General features: G+C 66.6%; 13 protein-coding genes. 11 read left to right on the top strand and 2 right to left on the bottom strand.

Annotated elements, in window-relative coordinates:
• Window positions 1-26 precede the first annotated feature (26 nt).
• Complete coding sequence (locus tag FDW83_RS11820) at window positions 27-425, bottom strand: cupin domain-containing protein (RefSeq protein WP_138138285.1); 399 nt, start codon at window positions 423-425, stop codon at window positions 27-29.
• Between the two features lie 229 nt (window positions 426-654).
• The gene (locus FDW83_RS11815) at window positions 655-1,680 is read right to left on the bottom strand and encodes an Lrp/AsnC family transcriptional regulator (RefSeq protein WP_138138424.1); all 1,026 of its coding nucleotides are present in this window, start codon (window positions 1,678-1,680) and stop codon (window positions 655-657) included.
• A gap of 133 nt (window positions 1,681-1,813) precedes the next feature.
• On the opposite strand from FDW83_RS11815, the gene FDW83_RS11810 reads away from it, so the two are divergent.
• The 11 genes from FDW83_RS11810 (at window position 1,814) to FDW83_RS11760 (ending at window position 15,628) form a co-directional block, all read left to right on the top strand.
• Window positions 1,814-3,076 (top strand): M20 family metallopeptidase, encoded by a 1,263-nt coding sequence (locus FDW83_RS11810; protein ID WP_138138284.1) that lies wholly within the window; start codon window positions 1,814-1,816, stop codon window positions 3,074-3,076.
• 87 nt (window positions 3,077-3,163) lie between these two features.
• Window positions 3,164-4,453 carry an MFS transporter gene (locus tag FDW83_RS11805; RefSeq protein WP_138138283.1) on the top strand — a complete coding sequence of 430 codons (1,290 nt, stop codon included), beginning with the start codon at window positions 3,164-3,166 and terminating at the stop codon, window positions 4,451-4,453.
• Window positions 4,454-4,560: 107 nt separating this feature from the next.
• Window positions 4,561-6,855 (top strand): catalase/peroxidase HPI, encoded by a 2,295-nt coding sequence (gene katG / locus FDW83_RS11800; RefSeq protein ID WP_138138282.1) that lies wholly within the window; start codon window positions 4,561-4,563, stop codon window positions 6,853-6,855.
• 217 nt (window positions 6,856-7,072) lie between these two features.
• Window positions 7,073-7,873, top strand: a complete 801-nt coding sequence (locus FDW83_RS11795; RefSeq protein WP_138138281.1) for a hydroxypyruvate isomerase family protein — start codon at window positions 7,073-7,075, stop codon at window positions 7,871-7,873.
• A complete protein-coding gene (locus FDW83_RS11790; RefSeq protein WP_370281241.1) occupies window positions 7,762-8,817 on the top strand; it encodes a 2-hydroxy-3-oxopropionate reductase in 1,056 nt (351 codons plus the stop codon). Before FDW83_RS11795 ends, FDW83_RS11790 begins: the two co-directional genes overlap by 112 nt.
• Before the next feature lie 136 nt (window positions 8,818-8,953).
• Entirely contained in the window at window positions 8,954-10,744 is a 1,791-nt protein-coding gene (gene gcl, locus FDW83_RS11785) for a glyoxylate carboligase (protein ID WP_138138279.1), read from the top strand.
• A 2-nt stretch (window positions 10,745-10,746) separates the two neighbouring features.
• Window positions 10,747-11,943, top strand: a complete 1,197-nt coding sequence (locus FDW83_RS11780) for a glycerate kinase (RefSeq protein ID WP_138138278.1) — start codon at window positions 10,747-10,749, stop codon at window positions 11,941-11,943.
• Window positions 11,936-13,279 (top strand): allantoinase AllB, encoded by a 1,344-nt coding sequence (gene allB, locus FDW83_RS11775; protein ID WP_138138277.1) that lies wholly within the window; start codon window positions 11,936-11,938, stop codon window positions 13,277-13,279. Before FDW83_RS11780 ends, allB begins: the two co-directional genes overlap by 8 nt.
• A gap of 8 nt (window positions 13,280-13,287) precedes the next feature.
• The gene (locus FDW83_RS11770) at window positions 13,288-13,947 is read left to right on the top strand and encodes a winged helix-turn-helix domain-containing protein (RefSeq protein ID WP_138138276.1); all 660 of its coding nucleotides are present in this window, start codon (window positions 13,288-13,290) and stop codon (window positions 13,945-13,947) included.
• Window positions 13,948-14,027: 80 nt separating this feature from the next.
• Window positions 14,028-14,507, top strand: a complete 480-nt coding sequence (gene bcp, locus FDW83_RS11765; protein WP_138138275.1) for a thioredoxin-dependent thiol peroxidase — start codon at window positions 14,028-14,030, stop codon at window positions 14,505-14,507.
• A 122-nt stretch (window positions 14,508-14,629) separates the two neighbouring features.
• Window positions 14,630-15,628 (top strand): aldo/keto reductase, encoded by a 999-nt coding sequence (locus tag FDW83_RS11760; RefSeq protein WP_138138274.1) that lies wholly within the window; start codon window positions 14,630-14,632, stop codon window positions 15,626-15,628.
• The last annotated feature ends 20 nt before the right edge of the window (window positions 15,629-15,648 follow it).

Genomic DNA, 15,648 nt, shown 5'->3' with positions numbered 1-15,648 from the left:
ACGGGAAGAGATCCGGCTGGAGCCCGTCAGATCAGGGCATGCATTCCGTAACTGCGGGGACGCCCAAACGAGGCAGCCCCCAGGAACTCGACGGCCACGAACGGCTCATCGCCGGCCACCCACTCGTCATGCCCGGGAGGGAGCGCATAAGTGTCATTCGCGCGGATGGTTGTGTGTCCGCCGTCGGGCATTTCAATCTCCAGTTGGCCTGCGATGCAGTAGCCCAAGTGGTGGTGCTCGCAAAAGGCTGTCAGCTCCACGGGTTTGGCGCACTCGGACCAGCGCCAGCCCGGGGCGAGGATCAGCCGGGCCACCGAATAGTCATCAACTGTGACGAGGTCGAACTCCGCCTTGTCCGGGCAGCGTTTCCTGTCGGGAACGTCGAACGACTTAACAGCCAAAGCCCGGATGAAGTTTGCGGTCATTGGGACACAACCTGAGGGATTCGAAGTACGTCTGCCTGGCCGGAACCAGGCAATGGGTTTGATACCGCACAAGCGGTGAAGTATGGCGAGACCTGTTGCAGCGTGCGCCTTTCCCCAGGTGCGCGCCCGTTCACCAGCTGCGGGCTGGCGTATTTCCAACCGTATCCCTTGTGAATGTGGAGTCAAGGGGGCAAAGTTTTCCACCTTGTTCCCTGTGGTCCGGCGCGCTTCAGCTGCCAGCGCCCAAGGTTCCCGGATGGACGACGGCGCCGCTCGCCGTTGTATCTTCGTTCAGCATCCAGCCCACGCGCTTCACGGTCCGCAGCATCACCACGCTCTCCACCAGCTCGATGCCCGGCACCTTTTGCTGCAGCGCCAGCTCAGCAGTCATCACGTCCGCGAGCGACTGCAGCCACATGATGATCACGAAGTTGGTTGCGCCCGTGGTGGAAGCACTGAGCCGGACGTTGCTGATGGTGCGGAAGGCCGCCGCTGCTTCCTCGTGCCGGCCTGCCGGCACATTGGCGAACCACTGGCAGGTCACCGGAAACGACGAATAGCCCTGCGCCAGTTCACAGCGGAAGAGCAGCAGGCCGCTGGCGAGGACGCGGTTCAGCTGCCGCTGCACAGTGGCAGGATGCCGTTCAAGGTCCCGGGCTATCTCGGCCGCCGTAGCCCGGCCGTCCCTGGCCAGATACGGGAGCAGATCGAGGTGGCTCTGTGGGAGCGGGGCTGTTGCTGCCTCCCTGCCGGCACCCGACAAACCCTGCCCCAGCGAGCGGAGCGTTGCGAGCTGGGACTTGTCCAGGATGTTCAGCCGCCACTCGTCGGCACTGGTGTGAAGCCTGGTGCACAGCGCCGTCTGGTATTTCGTCAAGCCCTTGATGGCTTTCAGCCGCGACACCACGTTGGTGCTGAATCCCTCGAGGGATCCGGTGATGACCGTCAGCATGAGGTCCCGGTTGCTCGCCGCCTCCTCCACCGTGACGATTTCCGGGATCGCCGCCAACTGTGCCGTCACACTGTCCCTCAGGTTCATGTCACAGTCCACGGCCACGAAGGCGAGCAGCATCTGGCGCGGATCGCCCGCGAGGTGCGCCGTCACCCAGGCCGAACCGCTGGCCCTCAGCCGTTCCCACCGGGCCGCCAGCGTGGTGGCATGCACGCCAAGGACCCTCGCCGCATCCGCCCAGCCAAGCCGGGGATGCGCCTGAAGGACCTGGATGAGTGCCAGGTCTTCCTCGCCGAGCTCCATTGACGGACCCTTTCTGTGCATGATTCCTGCTTCTGACCCGGTGCAGCAGCACATTTCCTGCGCTTCCGTCGACTGTGAACCAGGCCACTTCAGAATAAACCTCAAGCCCGACCGTACAAGTGGAGGAGAACAAGTGCCCATTACCGACGACGCCCGCGATCTGCAGGAAGACCTCATCCGCCTCCGCCACGACCTGCACCGGGAACCGGAAATCGGCCTGCACCTTCCCCGCACCCAGGAGCGTGTCCTCCAGGCGCTCGACGGCCTGCCCTATGAGATCACCCTGGGCAAGGAAACGACGTCGGTCACCGCGGTTCTGCGCGGCGGTGCCGGTTCCGGGGACGGCAACGAAGGCCGCAGCGGGGAAGGCAGTGCCGGGAACAGCACCGAACGGCCGGCCGTCCTGCTCCGCGCCGACATGGACGGGCTGCCCGTCCAGGAAAAGACCGGCGTGGAATACACCTCCCGGACCGACGGCGCCATGCACGCCTGCGGCCACGACTTGCACACCTCCATGCTCGCAGGAGCCGCCTCTCTCCTGGCAGGGAAGAGGCACCTGCTCGCCGGCGACGTCGTGCTCATGTTCCAGCCCGGCGAGGAAGGCTGCGATGGAGCCGGCTACATGCTCCGCGAAGGTGTCCTGGACGCCGCCGGCCAGCGCGTCCAGGCGGCCTACGGGATGCACGTGTTCTCGTCGCTGGAGCCGCACGGCACGTTCTGCACCAAGCCCGGGGTGATGCTCAGCGCCTCCGACGGACTCGAGGTCATCGTCTTGGGCGCCGGCGGCCACGGCTCTGCTCCGCACGCGGCGAAGGACCCGGTGACCGTGGCGGCGGAGATGGTGACCGCCCTGCAGGTGATGGTCACCCGGCAGTTCAACATGTTCGATCCCGTCGTACTGTCCGTCGGCGTGCTGCACGCCGGGACCAAACGCAACGTCATCCCGGAATCGGCACGGATCGAGGCGACAGTCCGGACATTTTCCGAAACCTCCCGGCTGAAGATGATGGAGGCGGTGCCGCGCCTGCTCCAGGGCATCGCCGCCGGGCACGGCGTCGAGGTCCACGTCGACTACCAGCCGGAGTACCCTCTCACCATCACCAACGAGGACGAAACACACACTGCCGAGAAAGTGATCACCGAGCTGTTCGGCGAGCGCCGCCTGTCCCGCTGGGCCACCCCGCTCAGCGGATCCGAGGACTTCTCCCGGGTGCTGGCGGAGGTGCCCGGCACCTTCGTGGGGCTCAGCGCCGTCGCCCCGGGCGGCGACCCGTCCACCTCACCCTTCAACCACTCCCCCTACGCAACGTTCGACGACGGCGTGCTGGCTGACGGTGCCGCGCTCTACGCGGAGCTGGCCATCTCCCGGCTGGCCACACTGTCCGCAACCGCCTGACCGCCGCCTGGCCACAACCGCCTGACCGCCGGGCAGCAGCGCCGCTGCCCGGCGCCTCCCCTCCACACCGACCACCAGGAAGCAACCATGTCCATTGCAGCAACAAAACAGCAGACTGAACGGGTGTCCACCGCGAAGACCATTGTCGGCACCGGCATCGGCAACGCGGTTGAATGGTACGACTGGGCCATCTACGCTACGTTCACGCCGTTCATCGCCAGCCAGCTCTTCAGCAAGGCCGACCCGGCGTCGGCCGTGCTGTCCACCCTGGCGATCTTCGCCGTCGGCTTCGTTGCCCGGCCCTTCGGCGGTTTCCTGTTCGGCTGGATCGGCGATAGGGTGGGCCGAAAGACCTCGATGACCCTCGCCGTCGGCCTCGCTTCGCTGGGCAGCCTGATGATCGGTATCGCGCCGACGTTCGCCAGCATCGGGGCGTGGGCATCGCTGATGCTCCTGGTGGCCCGGCTCATCCAGGGCCTGGCGCACGGTGGCGAGCTGCCGTCGTCACAAACCTACCTGTCCGAGATGGCACCCAGGGAACACCGGGGGTTCTGGGCGACGCTGATCTACACCTCAGGCACCGTGGGCATCCTGTTCGGCACGCTGCTCGGCGCGGTGCTGAACATGACGCTGACCGCTGAGGCCATGAACGCGTGGGGCTGGCGCATCCCGTTCCTGCTGGGTGCCGCAATGGGCCTGTACGCGCTGATCATGCGGGCACGGCTGCATGAGACCGATGCGTTCGAGGGCGAATCCGCCTCCCAAAAGCGCGCCCCCATCTGGCCGCAGGTTGTCCGCTACCGGAAGCAGGCGCTGCAGGTGATCGGGCTGACCGTGGGTTTAACGGTGATCTACTACATCTGGGGCGTGGTGGCGCCGAGCTATGCCACGACAGCACTGAAGATCGACCGCGGCGAGGCGCTGTGGGCCGGCGTCATCGCCAACATCGTCTTCATCGCCGCCCTGCCGGCGTGGGGCAAGCTTTCCGACCGGATCGGGCGGAAGAAGGTCCTGTGGGCCGGCGCCGTCGGCTCCGCCGTCTTCCATTTCCCCATGACGTGGCTGCTGAAGGACTCCGCCTGGCAGCTGGCCGTCAGCATGTCCGTAATGCTGGTCTTCATTGCCGCGAGCGCAGCCATTGTCCCGGCCGTGTACGCCGAGCTGTTCCCGACGTCGATCCGCACCGTGGGCGTCGGGGTTCCGTATTCGATCTGCGTGGCTGCCTTTGGCGGGACCGCGCCTTACCTGCAGCAGTGGCTGGGCGCGTCCTTGGGCGCGCCGCAGGTTTTCAACATCTACGCGGTTTTTCTGCTGGTCATTAGCGCCGCATTCGTCTTCACCATACCCGAAACAAAGGGCAAGGATCTCACACAGTGAACATAGGCGGCAGGGGGTTCAGTGCGCACTTCCGCCCATGTTCAAATGGGAGGGTTGAAGCGGCTGCCCGAGTCCGACCGCGGCCTCGGCCATAGGGAAGGAAACACATGACGGACCCCCAGGACCATCCCCCTGTCCCCACCCCGGGAAGCGCCCAGGGGCTGGACCAAAAGGTGGAAGGCGGCTGCCCGGTCGCCCATGACAGCGTGACCTCGCACGGCAGCGAGAGTGAAAACCCGGCGATTGACTCTCCGCAACCCAAGGGCCACCGGCCCCGGACGGTCACCGACTGGTGGCCAAACCAGCTCGACCTCTCTGTCCTCCACGCGCACCACCCGGCTGCCAACCCGCTGGGACCCACCTTCAAGTACTCGGAAGAGTTCCAAAAGCTCGACGTCGAGGCGCTCAAGCAGGACATCATCGAAGTCCTGACCACCTCCCAGGACTGGTGGCCCGCGGACTTCGGCCACTACGGCGGCCTGATGATCCGTATGAGCTGGCATGCCGCCGGCACCTACCGCGTCCACGACGGCCGCGGCGGCGCAGGGGACGGCGGCCAGCGGTTCGCGCCGCTGAACAGCTGGCCGGACAATGCCAACCTGGACAAAGCCCGCCGGTTGCTGTGGCCGGTCAAGCAAAAATACGGCCAGAAGCTTTCCTGGGCGGACCTGCTCGTCCTCGCCGGAAACGTTGCCCTCGAATCCATGGGCTTCAAGACCTTCGGTTTTGCGTTTGGCCGCGAGGACGTCTGGGCGCCCGAGGAGATTTTCTGGGGTCCCGAGGACACGTGGCTCGGCGACGAACGCTACGTTGGCGAAGGCCAGATGGCTGAAGATGTGGGGTCCACCGAGATGGGCCTGATTTACGTCAACCCCGAAGGCCCGATGGGCAACCCGGACCCGAAGCTTGCCGCCGCCTTCATCCGCGAGACCTTCAAGCGCATGGCGATGAACGACGAGGAGACCTTCGCCCTGATCGCCGGCGGACACACCTTCGGCAAGACGCACGGCGCTGCTGAGGCCGACGCGCACGTCGGCCCCGAGCCTGAGGCCGCGAACCTCGAGGCGCAGGGCCTGGGCTGGCTGAGCACCTACGGGTCCGGCAAGGGTGCGGATACCATCACCTCCGGCCTTGAGGTCACCTGGACCGACCGGCCGACCCAGTGGAGCAACCGCTTCCTGGAAATTCTGTTCGAGCACGAGTGGGAGCTCGTCAAGAGCCCGGCAGGCGCGCACCAGTGGGTGGCCAAGGACGCCGAGAAGATTATCCCGGACGCCCACGACCCCGAGAAAAAGCACCGGCCCACCATGCTCACCACGGACCTGTCGCTGCGTTTCGATCCGGTTTACGAGAAGATCGGCCGCCGGTTCCTGGAGAACCCGGACGAGTTTGCCCTTGCGTTCGCCAAGGCCTGGTACAAGCTGCTCCACCGCGACATGGGACCCGTCGGCCCGCACATGCTCGGCCCGTGGGTGCCCGAACCGCAAATCTGGCAGGACCCCGTCCCGGCAGTGGACCATGAGCTGGTTGACGAGCAGGACATCGCCTCGCTCAAGGCACAGCTACTGGACTCCGGCCTGTCCGTCTCCCAGCTGGCCAGGACCGCGTGGGCGTCGGCGGCAACCTTCCGCAAGACCGACAGGCGCGGCGGCGCAAACGGGGCGCGGATCCGGCTGGAACCGCAGCGCGGCTGGGAATCCAACGAGCCCGAACAGCTGGATGCTGCCCTGCAGGCAATCGAGGGTGTACAGCAGAAGTTCAACTCCGCTCAAAGCGGCGGCAAGAAGGTATCCCTGGCAGACCTGATCGTCCTCGGCGGCTGCGCCGCAGTGGAGAAGGCCGCCGCCGACGCCGGGTTCCCGGTCACCGTGCCGTTCCGGCCCGGCCGCACAGATGCGACCCAGGAACAGACCGACGTCGAGTCCGTCCAGTACCTGCAGCCGCGGGCGGACGGGTTCCGAAACTATGTGCGTCCCGGCAACAAGCTCCAGCCGGAAACCCTCCTGCTGGACAAGGCATACATGCTGGACCTTTCCGCGCCGGAAATGACCGTCCTGGTGGGCGGTATGCGCGCCCTTGGCACCAACGTCGGTGGTACCAGCCACGGCGTGCTCACGGACCGCCCCGGGGTCCTCACGAACGACTTCTTCGTCAACCTGTTGTCCCCCGGCACCCGTTGGAAGGCATCGGAAAACGAAGCTGACGTCTACGAGATCAGCGATGTCGCAACCGGCGAACTGAAGTGGACCGCAACGCCGGTGGACCTGGTGTTCGGCTCCAACTCGCAGCTCCGTGCCCTGTCCGAGGTGTACGCCAGCGAAGACGGCCGGGAAAAGTTCATCACCGACTTCGTGGCCGCGTGGACCAAGGTCATGGAGCTTGACCGCTTCGACCTGCGTTAATAGTCACCCCCGAAAAAGGCCGGCTGCATTGCAGCCGGCCTTTTTCTTGCCCTCTGACCCGGGCCTGCTGCCCTGCACACAGGCTTCCCCTTGACTCCCGTCGCCACCCTTCCCTACACTTTTCATAAAGCAGAATCTAAATTCCACAAAGCGGAAACCGCTAAGACGCCGGAAGCACGGGAAGATAGATCAAAGCCCCTCCTCGGAAGGACCTACGATGACGTACACAGTGAACTGCTCCATCCTCCTCACGGAGCTGCCCCTGCTCGAGCGCCCCGCGGCGGCCAAGGCAGCAGGCTTCGACGCCGTCGAGTTCTGGTGGCCCTTCGACACCTCCGTTCCCGCCGACAGCGACATCACAAGCTTTGAGAACGCCATCAAGGACGCCGGCGTCCAGCTGACCGGCCTGAACTTCAACGCGGGCAACATGCCGGGCGGCGACCGGGGCCTGGTTTCCTGGAAAGGCCGCTGCTCCGAGTTCAAGGACAACATCGACGTCGTCGCCGGCATCGGCGAGCGCCTCGGATGCAAGGCCTTCAATGCCCTCTACGGCAACCGGCAGGACGACTTCACCCCGGAAGAGCAGGACGAACTCGCCGTCAAGAACCTGGCGGCGGCGGCCGAAGGCGTCGCCCGCATTGGCGGCACCGTCCTCCTCGAACCGGTCAGCGGCGCACCCAAGTACCCGCTCCTTACCGCCGACGACGCCCTCAAGGTCATCGCCCGCGTAAAGGCAGAGTCCGGCGCCGCCAACATCAAGCTCCTCGCCGATTTCTACCACCTCGCAGTCAACGGCGACGACGTCGAATCCGTCATCGAAAACCACGCCAAGGACTTCGGCCACATCCAGATCGCCGACAACCCCGGCCGCGGCGCTCCCGGCACCGGCACCCTCCCCCTCGGGGAATGGATCGCCCGCAGCCGCGAACTCGGCTACGGGGGTTACATCGGCCTCGAATACAAGGAACCGCAGGAAACGGCCTTCAGCTGGGCCATCCGCGAACGAATCGCCCGTTAATCCCGGCCACTCCTCAGACCCGCGCTCCCCGCACCGCCACAAAGACTTCAGGAAAGAGAACCATTATGAGCAACGTTGCAGTTATCGGCCTCGGAATCATGGGCCTGCCCATGGCCATCAACCTGGTCAAGGCCGGCCACACCGTCACCGGCTTCAACCGCAGCCAGGACAAGATCGACAAGCTCGTCTCCGAAGGCGGCAAGGGCGCCTCCAGCATCGCTGACGCCGTCAAGGATGCCGACGTCGTCATCACCATGGTGCCGGACTCCCCCGACGTTGAAGGCGTCGTCACCGGCAAGGACGGCGTCTTTACCAACGCCAGGCAGGGCACCCTGTGGATCGACGCCTCCAGCATCCGTCCCGACGTCGCCAAGCGCCTCTCCGACGAAGCCCGCGAAGCCGGCATCCGCCCCCTTGACGCTCCGGTCTCCGGCGGCGAACAGGGCGCCATCGACGCCGCCCTCTCCATCATGGTCGGCGGCGACAAGGAAGACTTCGACGCCGCACAGGACGTCCTTAACGCCGTCGGCAAGACCATCGTCCACGTCGGCCCCTCCGGCTCCGGCCAGACCGTCAAGGCCGCCAACCAGCTCATTGTCGCGGTCAACATCGAAGTCCTCGGCGAAGCCATCGCCTTCCTCGAAGCCTACGGCGTGGACACCGACGCCGCGCTCAAGGTCCTTGGCGGCGGCCTGGCCGGCTCCAAGGTCCTGGACCAGAAGGGCCAGAAGATGCTCGACCGCAACTTCGACCCCGGCTTCCGCCTCGCCCTCCACCACAAGGACCTGGGCATCGTCACCTCAGCAGCCCGCGAAGCCAACGTCGCCGTCCCCCTCGGCGCCGTCGTCGCACAGCTCGTCGCCGCCACCGTCAACCAGGGCGACGGCGCACTGGACCACTCCGGACTCTTCAAGCAGGTCCTCCAGCTTTCCGGCCGCAAGTAAGGCCCGGCCCGCAGCAGCCATCGCACCAGCCGAAGTTTTTGGCCAGATAAGCGGACTTAGGACCCCCTAAAGCCTGCATATCTGGACAAAAACTCCCTTCAGCACACCCAAAAACAGACTTTCCAAGGAGCACCCCATGAGCAAGATGCGTACCGTTGATGCAGCGGTAGCCATCCTGGAAAAGGAAGGCGCCATCGAGGCGTTCGGCCTGCCAGGAGCCGCCATCAACCCCTTCTACTCCGCCATGCGCGCCCACGGCGGCATCCGCCACACCCTGGCCCGCCACGTTGAAGGCGCCAGCCACATGGCCGACGGTTTCAGCCGCGCCAAGGACGGCAACATCGGCATCTGCATCGGCACCTCCGGCCCGGCAGGCACGGACATGATCACCGGCCTCTACGCGGCATGGGCAGATTCCATCCCCATGCTCTGCATCACCGGCCAGGCCCCGGTGGCCAAGCTGCACAAGGAAGACTTCCAGGCCGTGGACATCGAGTCCATCGCCAAGCCGGTCACCAAGATGGCCATGACCATCCTGGAACCCGGCCAGGTTCCCGGCGCCTTCCAGAAGGCCTTCCAGCTGATGCGCTCCGGCCGCCCGGGCCCCGTGCTGCTGGACCTGCCCATCGACGTGCAGCTCGCCGAGATCGAGTTCGACATCGACGCCTACGAGCCCCTGCCCGTCGAAAAGCCGAAGGCCTCCCGCAAGCAGCTGGAAAAGGCCCTGGACATGCTGACCGCCGCCAAGCACCCGCTGATCGTGGCCGGCGGCGGCATCATCAACGCCGGCGCCTCCGCGCAGCTGGTTGAACTGGCCGAGACCCTGAACGTGCCGGTCATCCCCACCCTGATGGGTTGGGGCACCATCCCTGACGACCACCAGCTCATGGCCGGCATGGTGGGCCTGCAGACCTCCCACCGCTACGGCAACGAGAACTACCTGCAGAGCGACTTTGTGATCGGCATCGGCAACCGCTGGGCAAACCGCCACACCGGCGGCCTGGAGACCTACACCGCCGGCCGCAAGTTCGTGCACATCGACATCGAGCCCACGCAGATCGGCCGCGTGTTCTCGCCGGACCTGGGCATCGCGTCCGACGCCGGCGCGGCGCTGGCCGGGCTGGTTGAGCTCGCCAAAGAGCGCAAGGCGGCAGGGTCCCTGCCGGACTACAGCGCCTGGATCGCCGAATGCCAGGACCGCAAGGCGTCCCTGCACCGCAAGACGCACTTCGAGAACATCCCCATCAAGCCGCAGCGCGTGTACGAGGAGATGAACAAGTCCTTCGGCCGCGACACCATCTACGTGTCCACCATCGGCCTGTCCCAGATCGCCGGCGCCCAGATGCTGCACGTGTTCGGCCCGCGCAAGTGGATCAACGCCGGCCAGGCAGGTCCCCTGGGCTGGACCGCCCCGGCAGCCCTCGGCGTCGCGCGTTCCAACCCGGACCAGACCGTGGTGGCCCTCTCCGGCGACTACGACTTCCAGTTCATGATCGAGGAACTGGCCGTGGGCGCGCAGTTCAACCTGCCGTACATCCACGTGGTGGTGAATAACTCCTACCTGGGCCTGATCCGCCAGTCCCAGCGCGGGTTCAACATGGAACAGAACGTGTCCCTGGCGTTCGAGAACATCAACAGCGCGCACCTGTCCGAGGACACCCGCGGCTACGGCGTGGACCACCTCAAGGTGGCCGAGGGCCTGGGCTGCAAGGCCGTCCGCGTGGAGGACCCCAACGACCTCGCCGCCGCCTTCGACAAGGCCAAGGCCCTGATGGGCGAATTCCAGGTTCCCGTGGTGGTGGAAGTGATCCTGGAAAAGGTCACCAACATCTCCATGGGCGTGGAAATCAACGCCGTGAACGAGTTCGAGGAACTGGCCGAGACCGCCGCGGACGCCCCCACCGCCATCCTGGCACTGCAGGGCTAACCATGCGGATCGTGATTGCCCCGGACAAGTTCAAGGGGTCGCTTTCCGCCCCCGAGGTCTGCAGCCACTTGGAAAAGGGCCTGCAGCGCGGAGCGGGCGGCAACCTTGAAGTGGTCCGGATTCCGGTGGCCGACGGCGGCGAGGGCACCCTCGAAGCCGCCGTCGGCTCCGGCTTCACCCGCCGCACGGCACTGGTCAGCGGACCCATCGGGCACCAGGTGGAGGCGGAGTTCGCCGTCCGGGGACACGAGGCCGTCATCGAGATGGCCACAGCCTCCGGGCTCGCCCTCGTGCCGAACGTCCGGAAGGGCGGGCGGCCGGAATCAACGGACGCCACCACCGCCACCAGCCTGGGTACCGGGCAGCTGATCCGGGCCGCGCTGGATGCGGGCTGCCGCCGCATCGTGCTGGGGGTTGGGGGCAGCGCGAATACCGACGGCGGCGCGGGGCTCCTGCAGGGGCTCGGCGCCAGGTTCCTGGACGCAGGGAACAATGAACTTCCACCGGGCGGAGCGGCGCTGGCCAACCTGCACAGCATCGACTTCACCTCCTTTGAACCCCGCCTCGTGGACACACGCTTTGTGCTGGCATCCGACGTCGACAACCCCCTGCTGGGCGCCCAGGGCGCCGCGGCGGTGTTCGGCCCGCAGAAGGGTGCCACACAACAGGACGTCGGCATGCTCGACGCCGCCCTGGCCAGGTTTGTCGAAGTCCTGGCCAGGGAAATCGGATTCCGCGCCGTCAAGGCTGCCGAGGCTCCCGGAGCCGGGGCAGCCGGCGGCGTGGGCTACGCCGCCATCGCGGCACTGGCCGCAACGCGGCGGCCCGGCATCGACGTCGTCCTCGAATTCACCGGGCTGGCCGAGCGCCTTGCCGGAGCCGACCTGGTGATCACCGGCGAAGGCAGCCTGGACGAGCAAAGCCTGCTGGGCAAGACGCCCATGGGCGTCGCCCGGGCCGCGGCAGGCCAGGGCGTCCCGGTCATCGCAGTGTGCGGCCGGACCACCCTGGAGCAACACCAGGCGGCGGAAGCCGGATTCGAGGACGTCTACTCTTTGACCGAACTCGAAAGCGATGTAAACAGGTGCATATCAGAAGCTGGACCGCTTCTGCAGCAGCTGGGCACCCAAATCAGTGGAAGGCTGGCGGCCGGCAGGCTTGCCCGCACCCCAAGCACCAAGGAGGACCTCCGTGTCTGAAGAACGATTTGACCTGGTCATCCGGGGCCAGCGCATCCTGACCACCGCCGGCATCGCGCCGCGCGAAGTGGGCGTCCGCGGCGGGAAGATCGTGGCCATCGAGCCGCTGGGCAACGGCCTGGCCGGTTCCGAGGTTATCGAACTGGCCGACGACGAAACCCTGCTCCCGGGACTGGTGGACACCCACGTCCACGTCAACGAGCCCGGCCGCACCGAGTGGGAGGGCTTTGCCTCCGCCACCCGCGCCGCCGCGGCCGGCGGCGTCACCACCATCATCGACATGCCGCTGAACTCCGTCCCGCCCACCACCACCGTGGCCAACCTGAAGCTCAAGCGCGAGGTGGCCGAGGACCAGGCGTTCATCGACGTCGGGTTCTGGGGCGGTGCGATCCCGGGCAACAAGGCGGACTTGCGCCCGCTGCACGACGACGGCGTGTTCGGTTTCAAGTGCTTCCTGCTGCATTCCGGCGTGGACGAGTTCCCGCACCTGGACGCGGATGAGATGGAGGAGGACATGGCCGAGCTGAAGTCCTTCGACTCGCTCATGATCGTGCACGCCGAGGACTCCCACGCCATCGACCGAGCGCCGCACCCCGGCGGTGACCACTACCAGACCTTCCTGGCCTCCCGCCCGCGCGGCGCCGAGAACAAGGCCATCGCCGAGGTCATCGAGCGCGCCCGCTGGACCGGTGCGCGTGCGCACATCCTGCACCTGTCGTCGTCGGACGCGCTGCCCATGATTGCCAGTGCAAAGCGCGACGGCGTCAAGCTCACCGTGGAGACGTGCCCGCACTACCTCACGCTGATGGCCGAGGAAATCCCGGACGGCGCCACCGCCTACAAATGCTGCCCGCCCATCCGCGAAGCCTCCAACCGTGAGCTGCTGTGGCAGGGCCTGCTGGACGGCACCATCGACTGCATCGTCTCGGACCATTCCCCCTCCACCCTTGATTTGAAGGACCTGGAAAACGGCGACTTCGCCGTGGCCTGGGGCGGGGTCTCCTCACTGCAGCTGGGACTGTCCCTGATCTGGAGCGAGGCCCGGCACCGCGGCATCCCGCTGGAGCGGGTGGTCTCCTGGATGGCGGAGAAGCCCGCCGCGCTGGCCCGCCTCACCAACAAGGGGCAGCTGGCACTGGGCTACGACGCCGACTTCGCGGTCTTCGCCCCGGACGAGGCCTTCGTGGTGGACGTCTCCAAGCTCAAGCACAAGAACCCCATCACCCCCTACGACGGCAAGACCCTCTCCGGCGTGGTGCGCAAGACGTTCCTGCGCGGTGCCGTGGTGGACGGCCAGACCCCCACGGGCAAGCTGATCCGCCGCGGCGGCGTATAGGCCCCGCCATGGCAGTGGAAGTCCACCATCCGCGGCCGGCGCACCGGCCGCGGATGGTTCCACCCAAGGCTGCCGCGCGCGGCCTGGCCGTCTGGGTGGTGCCGGCGGAAGGCACCAGCCCTGAACTCCTGCGCCAGGCCGCCCAACTGGTCCTGGCCAGGGCCCTGCAGACTGCTCCGGAGGCGGAAGTCCATTGGCCTGCTGCCGGAGCTCCCACATCCGCCGCGGAAGGAGCCGCAGATTACTCCTCCCGCACTCCTTCCGCGGCGGAGGCACCAGGTCTTTCTCCCGCGGCACCTGAGGATGACGACGGCGCCACCCGGCTTCCGCCGTCGGCCGGCCCCGTCAGCCGCATGGCCGTGGACCTGGCGGCCGACGTGGTCCTGCTGGACGGACGGCCCGTGCCGCTCACCGGCGTCGAATTCAAGGTGCTGCGGTACCTGGTGACGCACCTGTCCCGTACGGTGGGACGCGAGGAACTGCAGGAGTTCCTGGAGTCCCTCGATTTCCCCGGCGCCACGGCCCGGTCCATCGACGTCTACGTGGGCCGGATCCGGCGGAAACTGGGCAACGCACGCCATGCAGTTGCCACCGTCCGCGGCGGCGGATACCAGTTCGTGCCCGGCAAAAACGCCACCGTCCGCGGTCCGGCGGAATACTGCATATGACGCCGGAGTTGTACCACTGAACGCGAAACCGCTTCACTAGATGCTTGGCCATTATTGACCGACCCTTCCAAAGGAACACCATGAGCCCCACCCTGACCAACAGGTTGCTGCCCGGAATCGAGGCCCCTGAGTTCACCCTCAAGGACGCCCAGGGCCGCGAGACCGCCTTGGCCGACTACCGTGGCAAGAACGTCATCGTGTACTTCTACCCCAAGGCAGCCACCCCCGGCTGCACCACCGAGGCCTGCGACTTCCGCGACAGCCTGGCCTCCCTGCAGGGCAAGGGCTACGAAGTCATCGGCATCTCCCCCGACGCCCAGGAGGCCCTCGCCGGCTTCAGCGGCGACTTCTCCCTGACCTTCCCGCTGCTCTCCGACGAGGACCACGCCGTCGCCCTGGCCTATGGCGCCTGGGGAGAAAAACTGGTCAACGGCGAAATTGTCGAGGGCATCGTGCGCTCCACCGTTGTGGTGGACCCCGAAGGCAAGGTCACCCTGGCCCAGTACCAGGTCCATGCCGACGGCCACGTTGCAGCCCTCAAGGAAGCCCTGGGGCTCTAGCTTCCCCCGGACGCCCTCCCCGCCGGAACCTTTCCGCGAACGCTCCTGCAGTGCGACCTGCAGGAGCGTTCGGCGTTAATCGCGCCCTTTTAGGCTCCGGCCATTGTGGGTAAGGGCACCGCATGGAGCACACAGTGGACAACAATCAGGGACAGCTGCGCGGCCGGCTGGGGAAACTTGGCTTTGGCGGCACCGGGGTGGGGAACCTGTACAGGGCGATCTCCGATGAACAGGCGGCGGCAACCATCCGGGCTGCCTGGGATGCCGGCATCCGCTACTTCGACACGGCTCCGCACTACGGACTGGGCCTGTCCGAGCGGCGCATTGGGGAGATCCTCAAGGACAAGCCGCGGGAGGAGTTCGTCCTGTCCACCAAGGTGGGCAGGGTCCTGGTCCCGTCGCCGGCCACCCAGGACTCGAAAGACCCCGAGGGCTTCGATGTCCCCGCCAGCCTCCGGCGCGAGTGGGACCCGTCCGAGGCAGGGGTCCGGCGGAGCATCGAGGACTCGCTGGAACGGCTGGGCCTGGACTACATCGACATCGCCTACCTCCATGATCCGGACGTCTACAGCATGGAGGACGCGGTGAAGACGGCGCTGCCCGCGCTGGAGAAGGTCCGGGCCGAGGGTCTGGTAAGGGCCATCGGCGTGGGTACCAACACCGCGGGCGCCGCCATGGAGTGCGTGGAGGCTGCCGACCTGGACCTGCTCATGCTGGCCGGCAGGTTCACCATGCTGGAACAGCCGGGAGCGGACGGGCGCCCGGGCGCCGGGCTGCTGGACCGATGCCGGGAACTCGGTACCGGGGTGGTGAGCGTGGGCGTTTACAACTCCGGCATCCTCGCCAAACCCGAGCTGCCGGACGACGCCCACTACAACTACTCCCAGGCCAGTGACGAAATCCTGGCGCGCGCACGGAAGCTGGCGGACATCTGCAAGGAGCACGGCGTGGAACTGCCCACCGCCGCCATCCAGTTCCCGTTCCGCCACCCCGCCGTCGTGAACGTCACCGTGGGGGCCAGCAAGCCGGAGCAGATCACGGAAAGCGCAGGCCGCATGGCCGAACAGGTTCCGCAGGGGCTGTGGCAGGACCTGCAGGAGCGGGGCCTCCTGCCCGCCTGAGGGCCGCCGGCGGATCCGTT

Origin of the sequence: Pseudarthrobacter sp. NamE2 (assembly GCF_005796205.1) — a bacterium.
Taxonomy (GTDB): domain Bacteria; phylum Actinomycetota; class Actinomycetes; order Actinomycetales; family Micrococcaceae; genus Arthrobacter.
The sequence above is the reverse complement of the archived record's forward strand: the minus strand, read 5'-3'. Positions and strand labels throughout refer to the sequence as shown.